At 73.5% G+C, this 18,188-nt stretch carries 14 protein-coding genes; 13 read left to right on the top strand and 1 reads right to left on the bottom strand.

Annotated elements, in window-relative coordinates; genetic code table 11:
- The first annotated feature begins 255 nt into the window (after positions 1-255).
- The 12 genes from ABZ385_RS02715 to ABZ385_RS02660 all read left to right on the top strand — a co-directional run bounded on the left by ABZ385_RS02715 (position 256) and on the right by ABZ385_RS02660 (position 15,801).
- Positions 256-5,409 carry an SDR family NAD(P)-dependent oxidoreductase gene (locus ABZ385_RS02715; RefSeq protein WP_358909277.1) on the top strand — a complete coding sequence of 1,718 codons (5,154 nt, stop codon included), beginning with the start codon at positions 256-258 and terminating at the stop codon, positions 5,407-5,409.
- Complete coding sequence (locus ABZ385_RS02710; RefSeq protein WP_358909275.1) at positions 5,399-6,157, top strand: alpha/beta fold hydrolase; 759 nt, start codon at positions 5,399-5,401, stop codon at positions 6,155-6,157. Before ABZ385_RS02715 ends, ABZ385_RS02710 begins: the two co-directional genes overlap by 11 nt.
- 52 nt (positions 6,158-6,209) lie before the next feature.
- Positions 6,210-6,446 carry an MbtH family protein gene (locus ABZ385_RS02705; RefSeq protein ID WP_358587586.1) on the top strand — a complete coding sequence of 79 codons (237 nt, stop codon included), beginning with the start codon at positions 6,210-6,212 and terminating at the stop codon, positions 6,444-6,446.
- Positions 6,443-7,588 (top strand): histidinol-phosphate transaminase, encoded by a 1,146-nt coding sequence (locus ABZ385_RS02700; RefSeq protein WP_358909273.1) that lies wholly within the window; start codon positions 6,443-6,445, stop codon positions 7,586-7,588. Before ABZ385_RS02705 ends, ABZ385_RS02700 begins: the two co-directional genes overlap by 4 nt.
- A 138-nt stretch (positions 7,589-7,726) precedes the next feature.
- A complete protein-coding gene (locus ABZ385_RS02695; RefSeq protein ID WP_358909272.1) occupies positions 7,727-8,209 on the top strand; it encodes a DNA-binding protein in 483 nt (160 codons plus the stop codon).
- Positions 8,199-9,209, top strand: coding sequence for an ATP-binding cassette domain-containing protein (locus ABZ385_RS02690; RefSeq protein WP_358587578.1), 1,011 nt, complete (start codon positions 8,199-8,201; stop codon positions 9,207-9,209). Before ABZ385_RS02695 ends, ABZ385_RS02690 begins: the two co-directional genes overlap by 11 nt.
- Positions 9,206-10,039, top strand: coding sequence for an ABC transporter permease (locus ABZ385_RS02685; RefSeq protein WP_358909270.1), 834 nt, complete (start codon positions 9,206-9,208; stop codon positions 10,037-10,039). Before ABZ385_RS02690 ends, ABZ385_RS02685 begins: the two co-directional genes overlap by 4 nt.
- A gap of 132 nt (positions 10,040-10,171) precedes the next feature.
- A complete protein-coding gene (locus ABZ385_RS02680) occupies positions 10,172-11,380 on the top strand; it encodes a cytochrome P450 (protein WP_358699229.1) in 1,209 nt (402 codons plus the stop codon).
- A gap of 363 nt (positions 11,381-11,743) precedes the next feature.
- Entirely contained in the window at positions 11,744-12,943 is a 1,200-nt protein-coding gene (locus tag ABZ385_RS02675; RefSeq protein ID WP_358909268.1) for a nitric oxide synthase oxygenase, read from the top strand.
- On the top strand, positions 12,921-14,105 hold the full coding sequence (locus ABZ385_RS02670; protein WP_358909266.1) for a cytochrome P450: 1,185 nt from the start codon (positions 12,921-12,923) through the stop codon (positions 14,103-14,105). The genes ABZ385_RS02675 and ABZ385_RS02670 overlap by 23 nt, the downstream gene beginning before the upstream one ends.
- Positions 14,106-14,125: 20 nt before the next feature.
- Entirely contained in the window at positions 14,126-15,244 is a 1,119-nt protein-coding gene (locus ABZ385_RS02665; RefSeq protein WP_358587568.1) for a tryptophan dimethylallyltransferase family protein, read from the top strand.
- A 98-nt stretch (positions 15,245-15,342) separates the two neighbouring features.
- Positions 15,343-15,801, top strand: a complete 459-nt coding sequence (locus tag ABZ385_RS02660; RefSeq protein ID WP_358909264.1) for a hypothetical protein — start codon at positions 15,343-15,345, stop codon at positions 15,799-15,801.
- 36 nt (positions 15,802-15,837) lie between these two features.
- On the opposite strand, the gene ABZ385_RS02655 is transcribed toward ABZ385_RS02660, so the two are convergent.
- Complete coding sequence (locus ABZ385_RS02655) at positions 15,838-16,728, bottom strand: LLM class F420-dependent oxidoreductase (protein WP_358587565.1); 891 nt, start codon at positions 16,726-16,728, stop codon at positions 15,838-15,840.
- 191 nt (positions 16,729-16,919) lie between these two features.
- Here ABZ385_RS02655 and ABZ385_RS02650 point away from each other — a divergent pair, with 191 nt between their 5' ends.
- Entirely contained in the window at positions 16,920-18,152 is a 1,233-nt protein-coding gene (locus tag ABZ385_RS02650; protein ID WP_358909262.1) for a cytochrome P450, read from the top strand.
- Positions 18,153-18,188 lie beyond the last annotated feature (36 nt).

Here is an 18,188-nt window from a genome sequence, read left to right as displayed (position 1 = left end):
TGGGGTCCGGTGCGGTTGTTGACGCGGGAAGTGCCGTGGGAGGGGGGTCAGGGCAGGCCGCGTCGGGCGGGGGTGTCCTCGTTCGGGATCTCGGGCACCAACGCGCACGTCATCCTCGAAGAACCGCCTGCCGAGGTGTCGTTCCCCGCGGTCACGGGGGGTGCCCTATCGGTCGCGGGCGTACGGAACGACCCCGCAGGCCGGGACGGGCGTGAAGCCCCCGCGGCCGGCCACCGCGGCGGTGCGCTGCCGCTGATGCTGTCGGCGAAGACCCCGACGGCCCTGCGGACGCAGGCCCGCCGCCTCCATGACCTGCTGAGCGGACGACCCACCACGTGGGACGCGCCGAGTGGACCGGTTGGCTCGGGGGACCTGCCGAGCGAACGGTCCGACGCGTCAGCTGAGTTGCGTGGGCAGGCCGGCTCGGAGGACCTGCCACGTTCACCCGAAGGCACGGAGGGTCCGGCGGCCGCCGTCCCCGGCGTCGCCGAGGTCACCTACACCGCGGCCCGCGTGCAGAGCGGGTTCGAGCACCGCGCGGCCGTCGTCGCCGAGGACCGGGCCGGGCTCCTCGACGGCCTCGCCGCGCTGGCCGAGGACCGCTCCGCCGCCTCGTCGGTACGGGGTGTGGTGGGCCCCGGCGACGGACGCCGGGTCCTGATGTTCGCCGGGCAGGGCACCCAGCGGCCCGGCATGGGCAGGCGACTGCACGAGCGGTTCCCGGCGTACGCGGCGGCCTTCGACGAGGCGTGCGCCGCCCTCGACCCGCACCTGGAGCGCCCGCTGGCCCCCGTCGTCTTCGCGGACCCCGCGTCCGCCGAGGCGGCGGCACTGCACCGGACCGCCTTCACCCAGCCCGCGCTGTTCGCCGTCGAGTACGCCCTGTACGAGCTGGTGCGCTCCTGGGGGGTGCGGCCGGACATCGTACTGGGGCACTCCGTCGGCGAACTGGTCGCCGCACATGTCGCGGGCGTCCTCTCCCTCGCGGACGCGGCCCACCTGGTCGCGGCGCGCGGCCGGTTGATGCAGTCGCTGCCCCCGGGCGGCACGATGGTCGCGGTACGAGCGGGCCTGGGCGACGTGGAACCGCTGCTCGCCGGCCTGGCGGACGTGGGCGTCGCCGCCGTCAACGGCCCCCGGGCGGTGGTGCTCTCGGGCGCGGGCGACGCGGTGTCGGCCGTGGCCACCCGGCTCAAGGCAGCCGGGCACCGGACCACGGCGCTCACCGTCAGCCACGCCTTCCACTCGCCTCTCATGGCACCGATCCTCGCCGAGTTCAGGGACGTCGCGGCGGGGCTGACGTACCGGCGGCCGAGGCTGCCGCTCGTGTCGAACGTGACCGGCCGGATGGCGGAGGCGGCGGAGCTGATGTCGCCCGACTACTGGGCGGACCACATCCGGCGCCCGGTCCGCTTCGCCGACGGCATCGCCACGGCCCGCGCGGAAGGCGGACGCCACTTCGTGGAGATCGGACCCGACAGCACCCTGTCGTCCATGGCGTCGACGGTCCTCACCGACCTCACCGAGGACCCCGAGCGGGACGAGGCACCTGCCCGAGCCGTCGTGGTGCCGCTGCTGCGCGGCGCCCGCGACGAGGCGCGGACGGCCGTGGACGGACTCGCGGCGGGCTTCACCACCGGCCTCGACGTGGACTGGCCAGCGGTGGCCGGGGCCTGGGGCGGTGAACTGACCACCCTGCCGACCTACCCCTTCGAACGCAGGCGGTACTGGCTCAACCCGACGGAGCCCGCGGCCGAACCGGCCGGGGACAGCGGTCCGCGAGCCACGGGCCACCCGGTGCTCGACCGCCCGCTCGACCTGCCGGACACCCGCGAACTGGTGTGGTCCGGGCGGCTCGACCCGGCCGAACTCCCCTGGCTGGGCGAGCACGTGGTGGCCGGGCAGCCCCTGGTGCCCGGCGCCGTGCTCGCCGAACTGGCCTGGCGCGTGGCGCGCGAGGCGGGATGCGGCCGGGTGGCGGAACTGGTCCTGGCCAGCCCCCTCGTCGTACCCGGCCGGACGGCGATCGAACTGCGGGTGGTGGCCCGCGCCGCGGACGGCTCCGGACGCCGCCCCTTCACCCTCCACGCCCGCCCGTCCACCGCCCCCGCCCCCGCCTGGCAGCCCGTCGCCACCGGCGTACTGGCCGCCGCGGACGGCTCCGCCGCCCCGGTCCCGCCGGTGACGTGGCCGCCGTCGGGTGCGGAGCCCCTGCCGCTGCACCACGAGGGCGACTACGCCCGCCTCGCCACCCGGGGCCTCGCGTACGGGCCGGCCTTCCGGGGTCTTCGCGCCCTGTGGCGTACGGCCGACGGCATCTGCGCCGAACTCGAACCGCCGGCGTCCATCGCCTCGCAGACCGCGCTCTTCGGCCTGCACCCGGCCCTGCTCGACGCCGCCCTGCACCCGATCGAACTCTTCGGCCTGGCGAGCGGAGCCACCGCCCCCGGCGGCCACGGCCCGGCTGTCCGCGTCCCCTTCACCTGGCGGGACATGACCCACCACGCGCCTCCGAGCACCCCCCGGCTGCGGGTGCGGCTCACCGCCTTGCGGGCGGACGAGGTCGGCCTCGAACTGTCGGACACCGACGGCCACCCGGTGCTCTCGGTCGGTGGCCTCGCCCTGCGCTCGCCGTCGACGGCGGCGGACGACAGCCGACTGCGCCGCCTGACCTGGACGGCGGTCGGCCGGCACCCCGGGAGCGAGGCCGGGGAACAGCCCGGGGACACCGAGCAGCCCGGCCGGTACGCGCTGATCGTTCCGGGTGCCGCCCCCACCCGTAAGCCCCAGGAGGCCCTGCCCACACTCGACGCGGAACGCTGTGCGGACGTCGCCGAACTGGTCCGGCGCGCACCCGGCGAAGTGCCCGACACCGTGGTCATCCCCTGCCCTACGGGTGCGATGGACCAGGTCCGTGAGGTGAGTGCCGATGTGCTCGCCGTGATCCAGGAGATCCTCGCGGCACCGGCGCTCGCCCGGTGCGGGATCGCCCTGGTGACGCGCGGGGCGGTCACCACCGCCGCCGACGACCCGGCCGTGGACGTGGCGGCCGCCGCGGTCTGGGGGCTCGCCCGCTGTGCGCAGCGGGAGGAACCGGGACGGGTCCGCCTGATCGACGTCGACGCGAGCGAGGAGTCGGCGCAGCGGCTCGCCGGGGCCATCCGCTCCGGCCTCCCCGAGATCGCCCTGCGCAACGGCGAGACGCGGACCCCGGAACTGACCCCCACGAGCGGCCGGCTGCTCGACGCGCCGTCCGGCGACGGCACCTGGCGGCTGGACTTCGTCGGCCGCGGCACCCCCGACGACCTGGCCCTGGTGGCGTGGCCGGAAGCCGAAGCGCCCCTGGGGAAGGGGCAGGTGCGCGTGGCGCTCCACACGGCCGGCGTCAACTTCCGCGACGTGCTGCTCACGCTGGGCGTCGTCGAGCCCGGGGCCGGCGTGCCCGAGGCCGGGGAGCGGCAGAGCGTGGAGGGCGCGGGCGTCGTCGTCGAGGTCGGACCCGAAGCGGGCCGACTGCGGCCGGGGGACCGGGTGATGGGCCTCTTCGACGGGATCGGCCCGGTCTCGGTCACCGACGAGCGGCTGCTCGCACCCGTGCCGGCGCACTGGTCGTTCGCCGAGGCGGCCGCCGTGCCGGTGGCGTTCCTCACCGCGTACTACGGGCTCGTCGAACTCGGCCGGCTCCGTGCCGGGGAACGGGTGCTCGTCCACACGGCGACCGGCGCCGTCGGCTTCGCGGCCCGCCAACTCGCCCGGCACGCGGGGGCGGACGTCTTCGCCACCGCAGGCCCGGCGAAATGGCCCGTGCTGCGCGAGGCGGGCCTCGCCCCCGACCGCATCGCCTCCTCCCGCGACGACGCCTTCGAGGCCGCCTTCCGCGCCACGACCGGCGGCGCGGGCATGGACGTCGTACTCAACTCGCTCGCCGGACCGCTCACCGACGCCTCCCTGCGGCTCCTCGCACCCGGCGGCCGGTTCCTGGAGATGGGCAAGACGGACCCGCGCGACCCCGAGGAGGTGGCCACCGCGCACGGCGGCGCCGCGTACACCGTCTTCGACATCCGGCAGGCGGGGCCGGACGGCATCCAGCGGATGCTGGCCGCGCTCCTGCCGCTCTTCGCGGACGGGACACTGACGCCCCCGCCGCTCACCCTGCGCCACGTGCGCGACGCGCCCGCCGCCTACCGGTACGTCGCCGAAGCGCGCCACATCGGCAAAGTGGTCCTCACCGTCCGGGACTTCGACACCGACCGCGCGGTTCTGATCAGCGGCGGACTCGGCACGCTCGGCACCCTCGTCGCCCGGCACCTCGTGACGCGACACGGCGTACGGGACCTCGTCCTGATCGGCCGACGCGGCGAGGCGACGCCCGGGAGCGCCGAACTGGCGGCGGAACTGCGCGGGTTCGGGGCCTTTGTCACCGTGGCCGCGTGCGACGCGGGAGACCGCGAGGCCCTCGCGACGCTCCTGGACGAGCTGTCCGGACGGGGGATCCGCATCGGATCGGTGGTGCACGCCGCCGGGACGACGCGGGACGCGGCGATCGGCTCCCTGACCCCGGCCGCGCTGGCCGAGGTGCTCCGGGCCAAGGCGGTCGCCGCCGTGCACCTGCACGAACTGACCGCGGACCTCGGCCTGTCGTCCTTCGTCCTGTTCTCCTCGGTGGCCGGCGTGACCGGCTCGGCCGGACAGGGCAACTACGCCGCCGCCAACGCCTTCCTGGACGCCCTGGCCGAGCACCGCCACGCCCGGTCACTGCCCGCCCGGTCCATCGCCTGGGGGCTGTGGGAGCCGGCGAGCGGCATCACCGGACGGCTGCGCCCCGAGGACCACGAGCGCCTCGCCCGCCAGGGCATCCTCGCCCTGTCCGCCGACCGGGGACTGGCGCTGTTCGACGAGGCCATGGCCACCGCGGCGCCGGTCGTGGTCGCGGCCCGCCTCACCACGCCCCCGCCCACCGCCCGGCCCGACACCCCCGCGCCGGCGCACACCACCGCGGCGGCGAACGGCGCCGGGACCGCCGCGCCTCCCGCAGCCGCTTCCGGCGGGTCGCTGCTCGACCTGGTCCTCGCGGAGGCCGCCTTGGTGCTCGGCCACGACTCACCCGAGGCCGTCGCACCCGACGCGCTCTTCCCCCAACTCGGCTTCGACTCGCTCGGGGCGGTCGAACTGCGCAACCGCATCGTCGCCGCGACCGGCGTTCCCCTGCTCTCCACCCTCATCTACGACTTCCCGTCCCCGAAAGCACTGGCGGGCCACCTGAGGGAGGAATGCCCGGACTGGCCGAATGTCGGCCACCCCCCGAACGTAAACGGAAACGGGGACAGCAATGGGGACAGGAATAATGGGGACAGGAATACCGGCCGAGGGGAAAACGACGGAATGCGGGAGGTAGGTCATGAGCACTGACGTGGGCGCCTGGACGATGTCCTTCAATCCGGGCCGGGACGCACGAGCCCGCCTGGTGTGCTTTCCGCACGCGGGCGGTTCCGCCGGCGCCTTCTTCCCGCTGGCGCGCGCCGCGCCCCCCGGCCTGGAGGTGATCGGCGTCCAGTACCCGGGACGCCAGTGGCGGCGCACGGAAGCGGCCGTCACCGACCTCCACGGGCTGGCGCGCGGCGCGGCCGACGCGCTCCTGGCCGAGCGGGCGCTGCCGACCGCCTTCCTCGGCCACAGCATGGGCGCGCTGGTCGCCTTCGAGACCGTGCGGCTGCTGGAGCGGGAGCGGCCGGGAGCGGTCGGGCACCTCTTCGCCTCCGGCAGCCGGGCGCCGTCCCGCCCGCGCGAGGAGGACCGGCGGACGCGGTGGACCGACGAGCGGATCATCGCCGAGATGCGGGCCCTCGGCGGCACCGGTGACCGGTTGATCGCCGACCAGGAGGCGCTGCGGCAGGCACTGCCGGCCCTGCGGGACGACTACCGCGCGCTGGCCGCCTACCGGTGCCCGCCCGGCGCGCGCGTCGGGGTGCCGCTCACCGTGCTCGTGGGCCGCGAGGACCCGAAGGCGGGGCCGGAACACGCCGTGGACTGGCAGCCGCACACCCGCGCGGCCTTCGCGTTCCGTGCCTTTCCCGGCGCCCATTTCTTCCTCGCCGAGAATGCGACGGAACTCCTGGATCTCGTACAGAACAGCCTTGTTGCGCCGCAATTCCCGTGAGAGGCTTTCCGACGCAATCCCAGAGGAAAGAACACAGAGAATCGGAGAGGCGATGTCAAATCCGTTCGAGGACGAGAACGCCGCGTATGTCGTACTGATCAACGACGAACTTCAGCACTCCCTGTGGCCGACGGTCATCGACATTCCCGCCGGCTGGCACACGGTGTTCGGCGAGGCCTCGCGCGCCGAGTGCCTGGAGTACATAGACCGGCACTGGACGGACATGCGCCCCAAGAGCCTGGTGGACGCGATGGGCGCGGCGGCCGGTGCCGAGGACCGCGCCGAATGAACGGCCCCTCGGGCCCGGACCGCCCGCCCGCGGCCCGGCCCCGGGTCCGCTCCGACCTCGACGGCCTGCCGCTGTTCCGGGGACGGGCCGCCGAGTCGGGGATGATCCGCCTGGACTGCAACGAATCGCCCCTCGCGCCTCCCGCCGCCGTACAGGCCGCGCTCACGGGCGCGGTCCAGGGGCTGAACCGCTACCCCGACAACGCCTCGGCCGACCTCACCGCCCGGCTCGCCGAGCGCCACGGGGTGCCGCCCGCCGCGCTCTCGCTGGGGCCGGGATCGGTGGGCCTGTGCGCGCAGTTGCTCCAGATCGCCTGTGCGGCGGGCGACGAAGTGCTCATCCCCTGGCGCTCGTTCGAGGTCTATCCGTCCCTGGCCGGGACGGCGGGGGCGGTGGTGCGCCGGGTCCCGCTGACCGCCGGGCACGCCCTGGACCTGCCGGCGATGGCCGCGGCGATCACCGACCGCACCCGGCTGGTCTTCGTCTGCTCGCCCAACAACCCGACCGGGACGTCCGTGTCTCGCGCCGACGTGGAGCGCTTTCTCGCCGCGGTGCCGCCGGACGTCCTGGTCGTCCTGGACGAGGCGTACGCGGAGTTCACCGGGCGTCAGGCCGACCCGCTCGACGGCTTCGCCCTGGTGCGCGAGCAGCTGCGGCAGGGCCGTACGAACGTGGTCGCGCTGCGCACCTTCTCCAAGGCGTACGGGCTCGCGGGGCTGCGGATCGGCTACTGCCTGTCCGCCCCGCCGGTGGCCGAATTGCTGGGCCGCGTCGCCGTCCCCTACGCGGTCGGCACCCTCGCGCAGCGGGCGGCGACCGCCGCGCTGGAGTGCGAGCCGGAGGTCCGGGAGCGCTGCCGGCACCTCGTCGAGGAGCGGGAGCGGGTCCGGGCCGCCCTGCTGGACAGCGGCTGGGACGTGCCGGTCAGCGGCGCCAACTTCCTGTGGCTGCCCGCCGGCCCGGCCGCGGAGCCCCTCGCCGCGCACTGCCGCGAGCAGCGGATCCTGGTCAAGGCCTTCGCCGGCGAAGGGGTGCGGGTGACGGTCGGCACCGCCGCCGAGAACGACGCGTTCCTGGCCGCGGCGGCACGATTCGCACGCACCGAAGCGGCCGCCCCCGTCCGGTCGGCGGCAATCGGCTGACCTGGCTGACTCGGCTGACTCGGCTGACCAGGGGACCGGCGGGGCAGGGCGGACGCGTGTCCTCCGTTCGGGGGGTTTCAACCGTAGGGTTTCAACTTCTGGTTGACAACCGTTGGTTGAAGTCGCCAGGCTCCTCCCATGACCGATCATGCGGAGGGGCCCGACGCCCTGCACCGTGCCCAGGACCCCGATCACGCCCGCGCCCGCCGGGAGCACGTGGCGCTGCGGCACGTGGCCGAGCGCCTGGCCGCCGGCGACCGGCCCGAGCCGACCGGCCCGCCGGCCCGCCTCACCGCCCAGGAGGCCGTCCACCTCATCGCCTCCTGGGCCGGCGGCGGCAGGCGACCGGCCGACGCGCCCGAGATGGACAGGACCGACGTCATGGCGGCCCTGACACTGCTCCCGCGCGCCCGCGCCGACCTGGACGTACTGGAGGCGAGCCTGCTGTTCATCGCCCGGGAGATGGGACTGACCTGGCAGGACATCGCCTACGGTCTCGGGCTCAAGTCCCCCCAGGCGGCCCAGAAACGGGCCGGCCGCGGCACCCCGGGCGCGGGCACCGCCCCGCCGGCCCCCAAGACCCCAGCCGCAAGCGAACCCAAGGGTGAATGTGAGCACTGAACTCGCGGTGGAGACCGTCGGCATGGTGAAGTCCTTCGGGGCCACCAAGGCCGTCGACGGCCTCGACCTGTCCGTCCCGGCCGGCGCCGTCTACGGGGTCCTCGGACCCAACGGCGCGGGCAAGACCACGACCCTGCGCATCCTGGCGACCCTGCTCGCCCCCGACGCGGGCAGCGCCCGGGTCTTCGGTCACGACGTCGTCCGCGAGGCCAACCGCGTACGGGAACGGGTCAGCCTCACCGGCCAGTTCGCCAGCGTCGACAACGACCTGACGGGCATGGAGAACCTGCTGCTGCTCGCCCGGCTGCACGGCTACCGCTCCACCGCCGCCCGGGAGCGCGCCCGCGATCTGCTGGAGGCGTTCGACCTCGTCGAGGCAGCCGACCGCCCGGCCCGCGGCTACTCCGGCGGAATGCGCCGCCGGCTCGACGTGGCCGCCGGGCTCATCGTGCGGCCCCAGCTGATGTTCCTCGACGAGCCCACCACCGGACTCGACCCCCGCAGCCGCAACGAGGTCTGGGCCATCATCCGGGCCACCGTCGAACGCGGCACGACCGTCCTGCTCACCACCCAGTACCTCGAAGAGGCCGACCAGCTCGCGCAGCGCGTCGCGGTCATCGACCACGGCAAGCTCGTCGCCGAGGGCACCCCCGGCGAGCTGAAGTCCTCGGTGGGGCGCGGTTCCCTGCGCGTCGAGCTGACGGACGCCGACGACCTGCCGGAGGCGAGCCGCATCCTGGTCGGCGCCCTCGGCGTGCCCGCGGAGACGACCGGTCCGGCCCAGCTCACCGCGCGCGGCACCGACCCCCGCAGCGTGGCGCGCGCCCTCGGCGAGCTCACCCGCACCATCGAGGTCGCCGACTTCGCCATGGACCGCCCGAGCCTGGACGAGGTGTTCCTCGCGCTGACCGGGCGGCCCCCCACCTCCGAGGTGCCCGCCGCCCGCAGGCCGGGCCGGGGGCCCGGCCGCAAGCCCGCCACCACCGAGGAGAGCCGATGACGACCGCCGCACGCCCGACCGAGGCGGACGAAAGGCTGCACCGCGTCCTGGGCGAGGACACCCGCCCCGCGCAGCGCCCGGGAGCGCTGTCCACCTCGCTCACGCTGGGCTGGCGCGCGCTGGTGAAGATCAAGCGCTCACCGGGGCAGATGTTCAACGCGACCCTCACCCCGGTGATGTTCACGCTGATCTTCACCTACCTCTTCGGCGGCGCGATCTCCGGCAGCAGCCGCGAGTACCTCCAGTTCCTGCTGCCCGGCATCCTCGTGCAGGGTGTCCTGTTCATCTCCACCCAGACCGGCGTGGCCCTCACCACCGACCTCCAGCAGGGCATCTTCGACCGCTTCAAGTCGATGCCGATCTGGCGGCCGTCCCCGCTGACCGGCGCCCTGATCGGTGACGTGGTGCGCTACCTGATCTCGTCGGCCGTCGTGGTCGCCGTCGGCCTCGCGCTCGGCTTCCGGCCCGACGGCGGCGTGCTCGGCGTCACCGGCGGTGTGCTCCTCGCCGTCCTCTTCGGCTTCTGCGTCTCGTGGATCTGGACGTTCCTCGGCCTGGTGCTGCGCACCCCGCAGGCCGTCTCCGCGCTCGGCATGCTGCTGCTGTCCCTGCTGACCTTCGCCAGCAACATCTTCGCCGAGCCGACCACCATGCCCGGATGGCTGAAGGCGTTCGTCGACATCAACCCCATCGGGTACGTCGTCACCGCGGGCCGCTCCCTTATGAGCGGGGACGGCGCGGCCGACCTCGGCCCCGCCCTGATCTCCTGCGCCGTCCTGCTGGTCGTCTTCGTGCCGCTCAGCCTGCTGCGCTACAACAAGAGCGAGTAGCGAAAAGGCCTCTTATTCGGGCCGGACAATCGGCGTTCCCCCGTAATTTTGAACGTTTGCCGCCTGTGGTGACCGTGGATAGCATCGTCCTCACCGCACCGGAAATCGTCCGAATTTTATTGGGGGAGCGCCGTGCTCAACAGTGAGAATTCCAGGGTCGACGTCCCCGAGATCGCGATGGTCGATCCCGAGGTACTGAGTGATCCGATCTCCGCCTATGGGAAGGCCAGGGAGAAAAGCCCCGTCGTGCGCCTCATGGCGCCGGGATTCGGGTCGATATGGGCGGTCACCCGCCACGGCGAGGCCAAGGCGATGCTGAGCGACCCGCGGCTGGCCATGACCGCCGACAGCTGGAACCAGCGGATCCCGGACGACGTACGTCCGTACATGCTGACCATGTCGCACATGGACGGTGCCGACCACGGCCGGCTGCGCAAGCTCGCCGTACGGGCGTTCACCGCCCGCCGCGCCGCCGCCCGCCGCGACATGATCCGGCAGAGCGCCGACCGGCTGCTCGACGCCCTGCCCGGCCTCGCCGAGCAGGGCACCGTCGACCTCCTCAAGCACTTCGCCCAGCCGCTGCCCACCCACGTGGTGGGCGATGTCATGGGCATTCCCGAGGCGGACCGGCCCCGGTGGCGCGGCTACGTCGCCCGGATGGGCTCCGGCCAGACCTACGAGGAGGCGCTGCGCGACGCCGTCGCCGGAGCCAAGGAGGTCGTCCGGCTGCGCCGCTCGGACCCTGGCGACGACCTCGTCTCCGACCTGCTGCGGGCCCAGGCCGAGGACGCGGACCGGATCAGCGACACCGAGCTGATCACCATGGTCTGGCACACCGTCTTCGCCGGCCAGGACAACCTCGCGAACTTCATCGCCAACTCCGTGGTGGCCCTGCTCTCCCATCCCGAGCAGCTCGCCGCCCTGCGCGCCGACCCCTCCCTGATGCCCCGCGCCGTCGAGGAGCTGATGCGCTGGCGGCCCCCGCTGCTGCTGACCGCCATCCGCTACGTCCTGGAGGACTTCGACCTGTGCGGCGCGCCGGTGCGCGCCGGGGACTCCGTGGTGGCGGTGATCGCGTCCGCCAACCGTGACCCCCGCGTCTTCGACGACCCCGACACGCTCGACATCACCCGGCCCGCCGGCACCGCGGTCCAGTTCGGCTTCGGCCACGGGGCGCACTACTGCATCGGCGCCTCCCTGGCCGCCGTCGAGGCCGAGGTGGCGCTGGAGGCGCTGCTGAGCCGCTTCCCGGACCTCGCGCTCGCCGTACCGCCCGAGGAGGTGCCGCGGCTGCCCAACCCCGGCAGCTGGCACCTCACCGCGCTCCCGGTCACGCTCTGAGCCACCCGCGCCGCCGCCCGCGTCCGCGCCCTAAACGGCACGGTGACGCATTCGACCCGTGTTGAATTCCGGGTGTTCAAGTCCTTTGTTGACGGTGATCGGGCCGGACCATAGATTGACGACTGCCCGAGTTTCCCGCCTCTCGAAAAGCAATTGATTGCATCACTCCCGAGAAATTCGGGGGTGCGGGGAGGTGCCCTGGAAAAGCGGATCGCGGGGGGAGGTGAGCCGATATGCGTTACCTGCACTGAAAACAGAGATGAGAACGTATGGCCGTAGCCCGGCAAGGTCCGACCTGCCGGGCTACGGCACCGCCCACGGGGGTTGCGCATGGCAGGGCCCGCAGACATCGACATACCAGACTTGATCGCACGCGCCGACGAGTTCATCCGGCTCTACAGCTCGGAGAACGCCGTCGAGCGCCCGCCGGCCGACCGCATGGCCGAGATCCGCGGCGAGATCCGCCAGAGCGGCACCTACGCGCACACCGCCGAGGAGCTGGCCTTCGGGGCCAAGGTCGCCTGGCGCAACAGCAGGCGCTGCATCGGCCGCCTCTACTGGCCCGGCCTGGTCGTCCGCGACCTGCGCCACCTGCGGACGGCCGAGGACATCCACCGCGCGTGCGTCGAACACCTGCGGACGGCCTTCAACGGCGGCCGCATCCGCCCCACGATCAGCGTCTTCGCGGCCGACGGCCCCGACGGCACCGGGCCGCGCATCCACAACCCGCAGCTCATCCGCTACGCCGGCTACCGCGGCCCCGACGGCCGCGTCACCGGCGACCCGGCGTCCGCCGACCTCACCGACCGCCTCCGGGCGCTCGGCTGGCCCGGCGGCCCGGGCACCCGCTTCGACGTCCTGCCCCTGCTCGTACAGGGGCCGGGTGAAGCGGCCAGGATCCTGGACCTCCCGGCCGACGCCGTGCGGGAGGTCCCGCTGCGCCACCCCGACCACGACTGGTTCGCCGACCTCGGCCTGCGCTGGCACGCGCTGCCCGTCATCTCCGACATGGTCCTCGACATCGGCGGCGTGCGGTACGGCGCGGCCCCCTTCAACGGCTGGTACATGGGCACCGAGATCGGCGCCCGCAACCTGGTCGACGCCCAGCGCTACGACCTGCTGCCCGAGGTCGCCGACCGGCTGGGCCTGGACCGCACCAGCGACCGGACCCTGTGGAAGGACCGGGCGCTCGTCGAGCTGAACGTGGCGGTGCTCTGGTCGTTCGAGCAGGACGGCATCACGATGACCGACCACCACACCGAGTCGGAGCGCTTCCTGCGCCACCTGCGCCGCGAGGAGAAGGCCGGCCGCACCGTGCCCGCCGACTGGTCCTGGATCGTGCCCCCGCTCTCGGGCGGGGTGACCCCCGTCTTCCACCGCTACTACGACGACCACGAGTCGTCGCCCGCCTTCCTGCAAGCACCGGCCCCCGGCCGCTGCCCGGTCACCGGACACGCTCCGGCGACCGACGGCGAGGCCACCGGACCGGACCCCCAGCCGCCCGTCAGCGTCGGTGTCGGCGCCAACACCGGAGACAGCCGTGACCGTATCGCCCGCCCCTGAGGCCACCGACCCCCTCTTCAGCCCCCTCGACCCCGCGGTGCTCGCCGACCCCTACCCGGTCTACCGGCGGCTGCGCGAGACCCAGCCGGTGTACTGGCACGCGGACATCGACTCCTGGCTGATGACCCGGCACGCCGACTGCACGGCGATCCTGCGCGACTCCGACCGGTTCAGCACCGACTTCCGCAAGATCGGCATCCCCACCCCGCCGACCCTGCTCAGCCTCCAGACCCTCGACCCGCCCGACCAGACACCGCTGCGCCACCTCGCCCTCGACGCGGTCCGCGCACAGGACCTCGACGCCCTGCGCGAGGAACTCGACTCCTACGCCGACCAGTTGCTCGACGGCCTGGCCGGGCGGCCGTCCTTCGACTTCATCCACGACTACGCCGACGTGTTCACCCTGCGGGCCATCACCCGGTTCATCGGCGTCGAACCGCCCGCCACCGACGCGGCGTTCGCCCGCTTCAACGACGACCTCGACCACAGCATGGACGCGCAGCTCGACCCCGACGCGGAGGAGCCCGGACTGCGCGCCCGCGCCCACTTCAACGACCTGGTGCGCACCTGGCTCGCCGACCCGGGCCCGCACGGCGTCCTGCCCGAGGTGGTCCGCCGCCTGCCCGGCTCCGGCGTCGAGGCCGACGACGTCCTGGTCAACTCGGTGCGCGCCTTCTTCCACGCCGGGTTCGAGGTGCCCAGCCGCTTCCTCGGCAACGCCCTCGCCGCCCTGCTCGCCACCCCCGGCGCCTGGGAGTCCCTGGTGCGCGGCGACGTGCCCCTGGACACCGCCGTCGAGGAACTGATCCGCTACGTCGGCCCGGTGCAGGCACTGGCCCGCGCCTGCACCGAGGACACCGTGGTGGGCGGGGTCACCGTCAAACGGGGCCAGGTGGTGACCGCGCTGATCGGCGCGGCCAACCGCGACCCCGCGCAGTTCCCCGACCCCGAGACGCTCAGGCTGGACCGCAGGCCCAACAACCACCTGGGCTTCGGCCGCGGCGCGCACTCCTGCCTCGGCCTCAACCTCGCCCGCATCGAGGCCCGCGTGACGCTGGCGGCCCTGCTGCGGCACCCCGGCACCCGCGCGGCGGGCGAACCCGTGGTGCGGCCGAACGGCACGCTGCGCGGACTGTCCCGGCTGCCGCTCGCGCTCGGCTGACGCGAAGGAGGCCGGCGGCGATGGAGATGGTGAGCGCGAGCGGCGGGACGAACACCGGGCCGGCCCCGTCCGCCAGGACGGCGGGCGCGGCGCGCCTGGCCGCTCTGGCGGACGCCCTCGGCCCGGGGCGGCGCGGCGTGTGTGTGGAGGCCTTCGACGCGTTGACGGGCTCGTGGGGCACGGCCACGGCCGCGCAACTGCCCGAGTCCGACGTGTCGTCCGACGGTTCGCCGGTGGAGTTCGCGATCGGCCTCGACGACGATCCGGCCCTGCAGTTCGCCGTGGAGGCCCTGCGTCCGGGGGACCGCCCGGTGGACCGGGTCGTGTCCGCCCGCGCCACGATGGCGGCCCTGGTCCGCCGGTACGGCACGGACGAGCGCCGGTGGGCGCGGGTCGCCGACCTGTACCTGCCGGAGAAGCCGGCCACCGAGCACGTCGCGATGTTCGGTGCCGAGGTGCGACGGAGCGGGGACGCCCAGTTCAAGGTCTGGTTCTACCCGGCCGTCGCCGGCCCCGAGCGGGCCGCCGAGCTGTGCCGGCGGGGCCTGGCGGCACTCGGCCTCGGCGCGGCCTGGCCCGCGGTGAGCGCCCACATGGCGCGCGGCGAGCGGCTCGACCGGCCGGTGATGTTCTCGCTCGACCTCTCCGCGGATCCCGCGGCACGGGTGAAGCTGTACTTCCGGCACTACGCCACCGACGCCGAGGGCCTCGCCGAACTCATGGCGCCCCACCCCGGGTTCGCGCCCGCGCCCGTACGCAAGTTCTGCGAGACGATGCTGCCCGAGGCGGCCGCCGACCTCTCCGCCCAACCCCCGGTCACCTGCCTGTCGTTCACCGGGGCACGCCCCGCCACGGCCGTCGGGGCGACCGTCTACCTCCCCATGTGGACCTACGCCCCCGACGACGAGGCGGTACGCCACCGGATGAAGGAGGCGCTGGCCGCCTGCCACCGGCCCGCCGGCCTCTACGAGCGGGCGCTTCGCGAGGTGGCGTCCCGCCCGCCGGCCGCGGGCCGCGGCATCCACAACTACGTGGCCTGGCGTCCGGGTCCCGGCCGGCCCCGGCTCAAGGCGTACTTCTCCCCGGAACTGCGGCACACGGACCCCTCGGCGCGCTACGGCCTCGACGGGCCGGAATAAGAACCCGGAAAGGGCTGCCGACCGCAGCCGCCCGCATGCCATAATCGGGCCTCGTGTATGAGCCTGTGGTCGACGAGTGGAAACGATATGCGGGACTGGTGGACAGGCCCGGCACCCCCTGGCGTGTTCCGTCGGGGGTGCTGGCGGAAATCCACACCCGTTTCGGACAGCTCGACATGCTGATGGAATCCGTCGTGGCGGTCCTGGATTCCTCGTCATGGGCATCGGCGGAGGCCAGGCAGAGCGCCGCCGACGAGCGTCAGCAATTCCTTGAGGCCTGGGACTGGGCGTCGGTGTACACCGACGCCTTCTACTTTTTCGCCTGGCGCACGGTGGACCTGCTCAACGGCGCCGTGGGCGGTCCCTTGCCGCGTCTCGAACCGGTCCGCCCGGCCGGTCTCCTCGCCGTCCGTGACGCCCTGCACGAGCACCCCGAGGGCCAGGGCGAGTACTACCGGCACGGGCTCGAACTCCGCGAGGAGGCCCTGGAGAAGATCAGCCGCGCCGCGGACGCGCTCGAAGCGGGCGGCGACGGCGCGCGGCCGGACGGACGGTGAGCCCGCCCGCCCGGCACCGGGTGCCTCAGGAGCGCGTCACTTCAGCATCTCGACGATGGGGGCGAACGCCTCGAGCCACGGCTCCAGGACCACGATGTAGCTGAGGCCGAACCGCTCCCGGTACTCCGTCAGCCGGTCGGCTATCTCCCGGTGCGACCCGATCAGCCAGGCCGGCGCCGCGAGCACCTGCTCGGGGGTGAAGTGGGCCAGCGGGTGGCGCGCCCACTCCTCGGCGGTGCCCCGCGGATCGTCCGTGACGAGCACCTGCTGCACCAGCAGGTTCAGCTCCACCTCCGCGACCCGGGCGCCCAACTGCTCGCGGACCAGCGCCACCCGCTCGCCCAGCTCCTGAGGGCTCGCGAGCTGGGGGAACTCCCCGCGCCCCGCGAAGATCCCGGTGAAGCCGACGATGTCGGCGTGCTCGGCGGCCAGCCGCAGCACCCGGTCTCCGTTGCCGGCCACCAGCAGCGGCGGGCCGCCCGGCCGCACCGGCTGCGGCGCGTGCTCGGGGTTCACCATCAGGGCGCGCAGCTCCTTCACGGTGTGCTCCAGCAGGCCGACGCGTTCACCGGCGGACGGGAACGGCACCCCGTCGGAACCGGTTCCCTGCCGGATGGAGCCCGCCGCGAGACCCACCTCCAGGCGGCCGTCGGTCAGCAGGTCGGCGGTGGCCACCTCCCGGGCCAACAGCACCGGGTTGTGGAACGCGGCGTTGAGCACGAACGTCGTCACCCGGATGCGCTCGGTGGCCTCGGCGGCCGCCACCAGGGCGGGGAACGGGGCGGGCGCGCCGAGGTGGTCCGGCACGCCGAGCACATCGAATCCCAGGTCCTCGACCTTGCGGGACTTTTCTGCCCAGGCGCGCCGCGGTGCGGGCGTGACGAGATTGACGCCGAAACGGAATGGCCGATTCTCGGGAAGAGTCATGGGGCGACGTTAGCAGCGGAGCCGGAATCCGAAAATGAACGCGCTATTGCGTTCGCGGCACACCCCTGAACGCAATGGAAGCCGGGGCTGTTCAAATTCCGGAATGTTGACATCGCCCGGGCCGTGATCGAGTCTCGGAACGAATGTCACTTGTCCTGTTTCCTTCATCATGCGGGGAGAAGGAGTTTTTCGTGCGCCCAGAAGAAGCACACGCCCATACGCCCCAGGGAAATGCGGAGCCCGCTCCGCCCTATTCCCTGGACGACGGAAAAGCGCTCCAGGACTGGTTCCGCGTCATGCGGGACGAGCGTCCCGTCCACCAGGACCCCGCGACGGGCGCCTGGATGGTCTTCCGGTACGCCGACGTCGCCGCCGCCAGCCTGGACCACGCCACCTTCTCCTCCGAACTGTGGCGGGCCTACCCGACCGAGTGGGGCAAGTCGGACGCCTGGGGCCAGGGCCGCCTCACCGAGATGGACCCGCCGAGGCACCGGCTGCTGCGCGCGCTGATCGGCAAGGCGTTCAACCAGCGGACCGTCGCCGGCCTCGCCCCGGAGATCGAGACCACCGTGGAACGCCTCCTGGACGCCGTGGACGACCGGTCCGAGATCGACGTGGCCCGCGACCTCGCCGACCCGCTGCCGGTCATGGTCATCGCCGAACTGATCGGACTCCCCTACGAGGACCGGGAGTTGCTGCGCGGCTGGGCCGACCGGCTGCTCTCCTTCGAGGCGGGCGACCTGGCGGGCGAGGACCTCGTCAAGGCGATCGACGCGGCGGGCGCCGAACTGCTCGCCTACCTGCGCGAGCACTACCGGCTGCGGTGCGCCGCCCCCAAGGACGACCTCTTCAGCAGGCTCGCCCAGGCCGAGGTGGACGGCGAACGGCTCACCGAGGAGGAGGTCGTCAACATCGGCAAACTGCTGCTCATCGGCGGCCACGTGACGACCGCCTGCTCACTGGCCAGCCTCGTCTTCGAACTGCTCCGCCACCCCGACACGCTGACCGCCGTACGCCGGGACGCGGGCCTGATTCCCGCCGCCGTCGAGGAGTCGGTCCGCTACCGCCCCGCCGTGCCGAACAGCCTGCGCCTGACCACGAAGGACACCCGGCTCGGCGACGTCACCATCCCGGCGGGACAGTTCGTGTCGCTGTCCGCACTGTCCGCCAACCACGACGAGCGGCAGTTCGAGGAGCCCGAGCGCTTCGACATCCACCGGCAGCACAACCAGCACGTCGGCTTCGGGCAAGGGGTCCACTACTGCCTGGGCGCGCCGCTGGCCCGGACCGAGCTGCGGATCGCCCTCACCTCGCTGCTGCGGCGGTACCCCGTCCTCGAACGGACCGACGGCCCCCTCCAGTACTACCGGAACCCGAGCATCGCCGGCCTCAGGTCCTTCCCCGTCGCCGTCGCACGAGGCTGACGGCCGCCGCCGACGACACCCGCACCCCCGCCCGCC

Origin of the sequence: Streptomyces sp. NPDC005898, assembly GCF_040629635.1 — a bacterium.
GTDB lineage: Bacteria > Actinomycetota > Actinomycetes > Streptomycetales > Streptomycetaceae > Streptomyces.
The sequence above is the reverse complement of the archived record's forward strand: the minus strand, read 5'-3'. Positions and strand labels throughout refer to the sequence as shown.

Coding starts and splice junctions, on each gene's coding strand:
- ABZ385_RS02700 (WP_358909273.1), top strand. CDS start 6,443: ATGAACGGCCCCTCGGGCCCGGACCGCCCGCCCGCGGCCCGGCCCCGG.
- ABZ385_RS02685 (WP_358909270.1), top strand. CDS start 9,206: ATGACGACCGCCGCACGCCCGACCGAGGCGGACGAAAGGCTGCACCGC.
- ABZ385_RS02715 (WP_358909277.1), top strand. CDS start 256: ATGCTGTCGGCGAAGACCCCGACGGCCCTGCGGACGCAGGCCCGCCGC.
- ABZ385_RS02655 (WP_358587565.1), bottom strand. CDS start 16,728: ATGACTCTTCCCGAGAATCGGCCATTCCGTTTCGGCGTCAATCTCGTC.
- ABZ385_RS02705 (WP_358587586.1), top strand. CDS start 6,210: ATGTCAAATCCGTTCGAGGACGAGAACGCCGCGTATGTCGTACTGATC.
- ABZ385_RS02665 (WP_358587568.1), top strand. CDS start 14,126: ATGGAGATGGTGAGCGCGAGCGGCGGGACGAACACCGGGCCGGCCCCG.
- ABZ385_RS02710 (WP_358909275.1), top strand. CDS start 5,399: ATGAGCACTGACGTGGGCGCCTGGACGATGTCCTTCAATCCGGGCCGG.
- ABZ385_RS02695 (WP_358909272.1), top strand. CDS start 7,727: ATGACCGATCATGCGGAGGGGCCCGACGCCCTGCACCGTGCCCAGGAC.